Source organism: Streptomyces sp. NRRL WC-3549 (genome assembly GCF_000721935.1).
In the GTDB taxonomy this organism is placed as follows: Bacteria; Actinomycetota; Actinomycetes; order Streptomycetales; family Streptomycetaceae; genus Streptomyces.
The window spans coordinates 134,842-143,051 of the sequence record NZ_KL585381.1; the positions used below are offsets into that span (position 1 = coordinate 134,842).

Sequence of the window (8,210 nt, forward strand, 5' to 3'; positions counted from 1 at the left end):
CTGCCCGCCTGCGGCGACGGCTCGTCGGACTCGTCCGACTCAGCGGTCGCCGACGTCTCCGCCCCGGCGAAGACCCAGGCCGCGACGGTGCTCGACCAACCGTTCACCAAGCCCGACCTCGTCCTCACCGACACGCACGGCAAGTCCTTCGACCTGCGGGAGAAGACCAAGGGCAAGCCGACGCTCATCTACTTCGGCTACACCAACTGCCCCGACGTGTGCCCGCTGACCATGAGCAACATCGCCCTCGCCAAGCGGGCCCTGCCCAAGGCCGACCAGGACAAGCTGCAGGTCGTCTTCGTCACGACCGACCCCGAGCGGGACACCCCGGCGTCCCTGGGCAGCTGGCTCAACGCCCAGGACCCCGACTTCACCGGCCTCACCGGCGACTTCCCGGCCATCCAGGCGGGAGCACGGCAGATCGGCATCGGGATCGACGCACCGAAGAAGGAGAAGGACGGCACCGTCGTCTCCATGCACGGCTCCCAGGTCATCGCGTTCTCGCCGAAGACCGACGCGGGATACGTGCTCTACAGCGAGGACACCACGGCCGATGACTACACCAAGGACCTCCCCAAGCTCATCAAGGGGGAGAACCCGTGAACCACCGCACTCCCCTCCTGGGCGCCCTGGCCCTCACCACCGGGCTGGCGCTGACGGGGTGCTCCTCGGACGAGGCGCCCGCACTGGAGGTCACCGGCGCGTTCATGCCGCAGCCCGTGAGCGACATGGCGGCCGGCTTCCTCGTCGTGAAGAACAGCGGAGGCTCCGACCGGCTCACCTCGGTGACCAGTTCGCTCTCCGACCACGTCACCATCCACGAGACGAAGAACCAGGCCATGCGGATGGTCTCCTCCTTCGAGGTGCCTGCGGGCGGTGAGCTCGACCTCGAACGAGGGGGTGGCCACATCATGTTCGCCGACCTCAAGAAGCGCCCCCGGCAAGGGGACACGGTCTCGGTGAAGCTCCACTTCGAGAAGGCCGGCGCGATCTCGGTCGACGTGCCCGTCAAGGAGACCACCTACAACCCGAAGAAGCAGTGAGGTACTGACACCCCATGACGGCCACCGCCCCGCACTTCGGACACTCCCCGACACGACGGCCGCTCACCGCGGCCGCGCTCCTCACCACGCTGATCAGCCTGCTGTTCGGCCTGGTGCTGGCCGGCGCGAGCCCGGCGTCCGCGCACGCCGCGCTCACGGGGAGCGACCCGCAGGACGGGTCGGTGGTCGCCACCGCCCCGAAGGAGGTCACCCTCACCTTCTCCGAGGAGATCGCCGTCGGCGACGACTCGATCAGGATCCTCGACCCCAGCGGCGAACGGGCCGACACCGGCGGGCCCCGCGACCTGACGGACGGCGGCCCCGTGCGGTACGGCGTCACCCTCCACAGCGGTCTGCCGGACGGTACCTACACCGTCGCCTGGCAGGCGGTCTCCGCGGACAGCCACCCGGTCGCCGGGGCCTTCACCTTCTCCGTCGGCGCGCCCTCGGAGACCACGGTCACGCTCCCCTCCGCCAGTGCGGGCGGTGGTCTCGTCGGCACCCTCTACGACATCGCGCGCTACACCGCGTACGCCGGGTTCATCCTGCTCGCCGGCGGATCCGCCTTCGTCCTCGCCTGCTGGCAGCGCGGGGCGGGAGCACGGCCGCTGCAGCGCCTCGTCGTACGCGGCTGGGTCACGCTCACCACCGCCACCCTGGTCATGCTGCTCCTGCGCAACCCCTACACCGGCTCCGGGAAGCTCGCGGACGCCTTCGACCTGGACGGCTTGCAGGCCGCCCTCGACACCAAGCCGGGGGCGGCCCTGGTGTCCCGGCTGCTGCTCCTCGGCGCCTCCGCGCTCTTCGTCGCGGTCCTCTTCGGGGCGTACGCCAAACGCGAGGACGAGAGGGAGAAGCAGGACCTCACGTTCGGACTGGCCATCGGCGGCGCCGTGATCGCCATCGGCATCGCGGGCACCTGGGCCCTGGCCGAGCACGCCTCGACCGGCATCCAGCCGGGCATCGCGATGCCGGTGGACATCGCTCATCTGCTCGCCGTCGCCGCCTGGCTGGGCGGCCTGGCAGCCCTGCTGGTCGCCCTGTACCGAACGCCCCACATCACGGCCGACGCGGTGCGGCGCTTCTCACGGGTCGCGTTCGGCAGTGTGGTCGTCCTGGCCGGGACCGGCCTCTACCAGTCGTGGCGCCAGGTGGGGACGTGGTCCGCGCTGACCGGCACCCGGTACGGACAGCTGCTGCTCCTGAAGGTGGGCCTGGTCGCGCTGCTCCTCGGGGTCGCGTGGTTCTCCCGGCGGTGGACGGGGCGTCTGACGGAGAACGGGGAGCAGACGACGAGCGCCCCGGAGGGCACGGAGAGTACGGGCGGCTCGGACCACGCGGGCGAGACGGACGGACCTGGCGGTACGGACGGCTCCGGTGACACGGGCAGGACGGACGGCTCCGGCGGTACGGACGGCTCCGGTGACGCGAGCGGTTCGCGGACCCTTGAGATCACCACGGCCCCCGACGCCGCCGAGACCACCGGCACCACCAGGACCACCGACGCCGCCGGGCCGGATCCGCAGCGTGCCGCCCAACTCGCCCGGCAGCGAGCCGCCCTGACGGCCACCCGGGAGAAGCGGGACCGCGACGCCGATCCCGAGCGCTCCGGTCTGCGCCGCTCCGTCCTGCTGGAGACCGGCATCGCCGTCGTGCTGCTCGCGGTCACGACGATCCTGACGGCCACCGAGCCGGGGCGGACCGAGGAGGAAGCGGCCCGCAGCACCGCAGCGGTCACCGCGCCGGCGGCGGGCGGGGAGGTCGGTCTGAGCCTGCCGTTCGACACGGGCGGCGTAGACGGCAAGGGAACCGTCCGGCTCGCCATCACCCCTGGCGGGACCGGTGCCAATGACGTGCACCTCTGGATCGACGGACCGGACGGCCCCATGGACGTACCCGAGGTGAAGCTGGCCTTCACCCTTGAGTCCGAGGACATCGGCCCGCTGCCCGTCGTCCCCGACCACCTGGCCGCGGGGCACTGGACGGCGAGCGGCGTACAGATCCCGATGGCGGGCGAATGGAAGCTCGCGGTGACCGTGCGTACGTCGGACATCGACCAGACGACCATCGACAAGAACGTGAAGATCGGCTGACCAAGGTGAGCACGAAGAACAAGGCGAACGCCCCTCGAAGCACCGCCCAGCAGGACGCCGTGACCCCGGATTCCGGCGGGGGCCTCTCCCGGCGGAGACTGATCGGTGGCGCCGGGGCGGCGGGGGCGGCCGGGCTGGTGCTCGGCGCGGCGGGCGGCGCAGGGGGTTATGCCGCCACGCGGGACGCCGAACCGACCGCGCTGACCACGATCGGCTCGACCGAGGTGATGTTTCACGGGAAACATCAACCGGGGATCCTCACCCCGCTTCAGGCCCGTGGGCATCTGATCGCCTTCGATCTGGCTCCCGGGGCGGGGCGGAAGGAGGCGGCGGCCCTGATGCGCCGTTGGTCCGCGGTGGCCGAACGGCTGATGGCGGGCCGTCCCACCGGCGACGGCGCCGGGCAGGACACCGGTGTGGCGCTCGACGCCGGGCCGTCCTCGCTGACCGTCACCTTCGGATTCGGCCGTACCTTCTTCGACCGGACGGGCCTGGTCGCCCACCGCCCGCCCGGGCTCGATCCGCTGCCGGCCTTCTCCTCCGATCACCTCGACGCCAAGCGGTCCGACGGCGATGTCTGGGTACAGATCGGCTCCGACGACGCGCTCGTGGCGTTCCACGCCCTGCGCGCGGTGCAGAAGGAGGCCGGGGCGGCGGCCCGGGTGCGGTGGCAGATGAACGGCTTCAACCGGACCCCGGGCGCGACGGCCAGGCCGATGACCGCTCGGAACCTGATGGGCCAGGTCGACGGGACCGGCAACCCGGAGCCGGAGGAGAGCGACTTCGAACAGCGGGTCTTCGTACCGGCGGGCGACCCCGCGTACGCCTGGCTGGAGGGCGGCTCGTACGCCGTCGTGCGGCGGATCAGGATGCTCCTCGACGACTGGGAGGAACTCACCGTCGCCCGGCAGGAGCAGGTCATCGGGCGGCGCAAGGCGGACGGAGCGCCGCTGAGCGGCGGGACCGAGACGACGGAGATGGACCTGGACAAGGCGGGGCCGGACGGCAAGCTGCTGATCCCCGACAACGCCCACGCCCGGATCTCCTCGCCGGAGAAGAACGGGGGCGCCGCCATGCTGCGGCGGCCCTTCTCCTACCACGACGGCCTCACGGACGACGGCTCCCCGGACGCCGGGCTGCTGTTCATCTGCTGGCAGGCGGACCCCTTCAGAGGCTTCGTTCCGGTGCAGCGCAAGCTCGACCGGGGGGACGCGCTCTCCCCCTTCCTCCGGCACGAGGCGAGCGGCCTCTTCGCGGTTCCGGGAGGCATCGCACCCGGGGAGTACGTCGGGCAACGGCTGCTCGAAGCCTGAGCGGGACGGACTCCGCAACGGTCCTGCCCTCCCCCGTGAGCCCACTAGGGTGACCGTATGTCAGCCACGCGTTACGCCTATCTCGGTCCCGAGGGCACCTTCACCGAGGTGGCCCTCCGCACGCTCCCGGAAGCTGCCACCCGCGAGCTCGTCCCGATGGTCTCCGTCCCGGCCGCCTTGGACGCGGTGCGCAGCGGGGAGGCGGCGGCGGCGCTCGTCCCCATCGAGAACTCCGTCGAGGGCGGAATCACCGCGACGCTCGACGAGTTGACCACAGGCGCTCCGCTCATGATCTACCGCGAGGTGCTGCTCTCCATCACCTTCGCGCTGTTGGTGCGGCCCGGTACCGAACTGTCCGACATCAAGACCGTCACCGCCCACCCGGCGGCCCAGCCGCAGGTGCGCAACTGGATGGCCGCCCACCTGCCGAACGCGGTGTGGGAGTCCTCCGCGTCGAACGCGGACGGCGCCCGGCTCGTCCAGGAGGGCCGTTTCGACGCCGCCTTCGCCGGTGAGTTCGCCGCCGCGACGTACGGGCTGGTACCGCTCGTGACGGAGATCCACGACGCGGCGAACGCGCAGACCCGCTTCGTCCTGGTGGGGCGGCCGGCCAGGCCCTCGGCACCGACCGGAGCGGACAAGACGTCCGTCGTCATCTGGCTCGGCGAGGACCACCCGGGCGCCCTGCTCGAACTCCTCCAGGAATTCGCGGTGCGCGGGGTCAACCTGATGCTGATCCAGTCGCGGCCCACCGGGGAAGGGATCGGGAACTACTGTTTCGCCGTGGACGCCGAAGGACACATCGCGGACCGCCGGGTCGGTGAGGCCCTGATGGGGCTGAAGAGGATCTGCCCGAATGTGCGATTCCTGGGTTCCTACCCGAGGGCGGGGGTCACCCCCGACGAGGTGAGGCCCCTGCGCACCGGGACCTCGGACCAGGATTTCACGGAGGCGTCCGACTGGCTGGCCCGCAGTCAGGACGGCCGGGTCTGAGCGGCCGGGGGCCCGGCCGTAGGGACCACCGCAACGGCGGGGCGGGGGCCTCAGGCCGGGCACGAGTGCTGCTGTGGGCCGGAAGCGCCGAGGGAGCACAAGTTATCCACAGGCCTCGATTCCGCCTGGGGACAAGTCGACAACGCAAAGCCGCATCATCGACAAATCGCCCTACTGCCCCAGGGTCGCGCACAGGCGTACACCCTCGCCCATGTCACCCGAATTCCGTTGATCAACTCTTTAGGGCGAGGAATTCCCACTCGAATGAGCGTGGAAATCAGGTTTGGGCGACGAACCCAGGGGGATCGCACTCGTTTCGGAACGCGCCCTTCAGGTATCCACAGAACTTCCTCACAGCCTGTGGATAACTAAAGCCGACCGCCACCTCCTGTGGACAACAGCGCACTCCCGGGCCCCCAACTCCCGCCTCTCGCACCGCCGATACAACGGCAGAACGCCGACGGCGCCCGGCGGCCTCCTGAACAGCGGGAGGACTTGGCCCCTTTTCACGGCATTGCACCTCCTTTATCAGGAGTGGCGCCCGTCACCCCGCCCGTGCGATTCCCCGCCGGATTACCCATTCCGGCAATTCCGGCAAAACGCTCAGGCTGTTGATATCGGTTCGAGGCCCGGACGCCCGCACCGGTAGCCTTGAGGGGTGATTGACCTTCGCCTGCTCCGTGAGGACCCCGACCGTGTTCGCGCCTCCCAGCGCGCCCGTGGAGAGGACGTCGCGCTCGTCGACGCCCTGCTCTCCGCCGACGAGCTGCGCAGGTCGTCCGGCGTCCGCTTCGACGAACTCCGCTCCGAGCAGAAGTCGCTCGGCAAGCTGATCCCCAAGGCCACCCCCGAGGAGCGCACCGAGCTCCTGAAGAAGGCCGACCAGCTGAAGACCGAGGTGAAGGCGGCCGACGCGGCCCGGGACGAGGCCGACGCCGAGGCCAAGCGGTTGCTCCTCCTGCTCGGCAACCTCGTCCACGAGGACGTACCGGTCGGTGGCGAGGAGGACTTCGTCGTCCTGGAGACACACGGCACGATCCGTGACTTCGGTGCCGAGGGCTTCGAGCCCAAGGACCACCTGGAGCTCGGCGAGGCGCTCGGCGCCATCGACATGGAGCGCGGCGCCAAGGTGTCCGGTTCGCGCTTCTACTACCTGACGGGTGTCGGCGCGCTCCTGGAGCTCGCCCTGGTCAACGCCGCCATCGCGCAGGCGACCGAGGCCGGTTTCGTCCCGATGCTGACGCCGGCGCTGGTGCGTCCCCGCGCCATGGAGGGCACGGGCTTCCTGGGCCAGGCCGCGGAGAACGTGTACCACCTGGAGAAGGACGACTACTACCTGGTCGGCACCTCCGAGGTCCCGCTCGCGGCGTACCACATGGACGAGATCATCGACGCCGACAAGCTGCCGCTGCGGTACGCCGGTTTCTCGCCGTGCTTCCGCCGCGAGGCCGGTACGTACGGCAAGGACACCCGGGGCATCTTCCGCGTCCACCAGTTCGACAAGGTCGAGATGTTCTCGTACGTCGACCCGGCGGACGCCGAGGCCGAGCACCGCAGGCTCCTGGACTGGGAGAAGCAGTGGCTCACCGCGCTGGAGCTGCCGTTCCAGGTGATCGACGTCGCCACCGGTGACCTCGGCGCCTCGGCCTCCCGCAAGTTCGACTGCGAGGCGTGGATCCCCACCCAGGGCAAGTACCGCGAGCTGACGTCCGCGTCGAACTGCGACGGCTTCCAGGCCCGCCGGCTCTCGGTCCGCATGCGCGACGGGAAGAAGGTGCAGCCGCTCGCCACGCTGAACGGCACCCTCTGCGCCGTGCCGCGCACGATCGTGGCGATCCTGGAGAACCACCAGCTGGCCGACGGCTCGGTGCGGGTACCGGAGGTCCTCCGGCCGTACCTGGGCGGCCGCGAGGTCCTGGAGCCGGTCTCCCAGTGAATTTCCCCTACAAGCTCGTCGCGACCGACCTGGACGGCACGCTGCTCCGTGACGACCACACGGTCTCCGGTCGCACCCGTGAGGCGCTGGCCGCGGTGACCGCGGCCGGTGCCGCGCACATCGTCGTCACCGGCCGCGCCGTTCCCTGGACCAAGCACATCCTGGACGACCTGGGGTACGACGGTCTGGCGGTGTGCGGTCAGGGTGCGCAGGTCTACCACGCCGGAGAGCACCGGCTGCTGACCTCCCTGACCCTGGACCGCCGACTGGCCGGGCTCGCGCTGTCCCGGATCGAGGCGGAGGTCGGCCCCCTGGCGCTGGCCGCGAGCCGTGACGGCCTCGACGGCGAGGTGCTGGTCGGTCCCGGCTACCGGGTACAGGAGGGGCCGCTGCCGGCCCTCTTCGTGGACGACCCCGCCGAGATGTGGTCCGCCCCGCTGAACAAGGTCTACGTCCAGCATCCGGAGCTGAGCGACGACGCCCTGGCCAAGGCCGCCCGGGAGGCGGTCGGCAGCCTGGTGGACGTGGTGATGGCGGGCCCGGGCGTGGTCGAAATCCTGCCCCTGGGCCTGAGCAAGGCGACCGGTCTCTCGCTGGCCGCCCGCCGCCTGGGACTGAAGGCCGCGGACACGCTGGCCTTCGGTGACATGCCGAACGACATACCCATGTTCGGCTGGGCCCGGCACGGCGTGGCCATGGCCAACGCCCACGAGGAGCTGAAGGCCGTGGCCCACCAGGTCACCGCGTCCAACGAGGACGACGGCATCGCCGTGGTGCTGGAGGACCTGCTCCGGACGCCGCCCCGCCGGTGAGGCGGGGGCCGGTTCCGTCT

General features: G+C 70.8%; 7 protein-coding genes. All 7 read left to right on the top strand.

Annotation, left to right across the window (positions count from 1 at the left end; all coding sequences use genetic code 11):
* Window positions 1-603 (top strand): SCO family protein (locus IH13_RS0100870; protein WP_031080134.1); only part of this gene is annotated, 603 nt, incomplete at its 5' end.
* Complete coding sequence (locus tag IH13_RS0100875) at window positions 600-1,043, top strand: copper chaperone PCu(A)C (protein WP_031080136.1); 444 nt, start codon at window positions 600-602, stop codon at window positions 1,041-1,043. The genes IH13_RS0100870 and IH13_RS0100875, both read left to right, overlap by 4 nt.
* Window positions 1,044-1,057: 14 nt before the next feature.
* Window positions 1,058-3,136, top strand: coding sequence for a copper resistance CopC/CopD family protein (locus IH13_RS0100885; RefSeq protein ID WP_031080138.1), 2,079 nt, complete (start codon window positions 1,058-1,060; stop codon window positions 3,134-3,136).
* A 5-nt stretch (window positions 3,137-3,141) separates the two neighbouring features.
* The gene (gene efeB / locus IH13_RS0100890; protein WP_031080140.1) at window positions 3,142-4,449 is read left to right on the top strand and encodes an iron uptake transporter deferrochelatase/peroxidase subunit; all 1,308 of its coding nucleotides are present in this window, start codon (window positions 3,142-3,144) and stop codon (window positions 4,447-4,449) included.
* Between the two features lie 57 nt (window positions 4,450-4,506).
* Complete coding sequence (gene pheA, locus IH13_RS0100895) at window positions 4,507-5,442, top strand: prephenate dehydratase (RefSeq protein ID WP_031080142.1); 936 nt, start codon at window positions 4,507-4,509, stop codon at window positions 5,440-5,442.
* Window positions 5,443-6,100: 658 nt separating this feature from the next.
* On the top strand, window positions 6,101-7,378 hold the full coding sequence (serS, locus tag IH13_RS0100900; RefSeq protein WP_031080144.1) for a serine--tRNA ligase: 1,278 nt from the start codon (window positions 6,101-6,103) through the stop codon (window positions 7,376-7,378).
* Entirely contained in the window at window positions 7,375-8,190 is an 816-nt protein-coding gene (locus IH13_RS0100905) for an HAD family hydrolase (RefSeq protein ID WP_031080146.1), read from the top strand. Before serS ends, IH13_RS0100905 begins: the two co-directional genes overlap by 4 nt.
* The last annotated feature ends 20 nt before the right edge of the window (window positions 8,191-8,210 follow it).

What these genes read in the sequence shown, in the direction of transcription:
- IH13_RS0100885 (WP_031080138.1), top strand. Translation starts at nt 1,058, where the DNA reads ATGACGGCCACCGCCCCGCACTTCGGACACTCCCCGACACGACGGCCG.
- pheA (WP_031080142.1), top strand. Translation starts at nt 4,507, where the DNA reads ATGTCAGCCACGCGTTACGCCTATCTCGGTCCCGAGGGCACCTTCACC.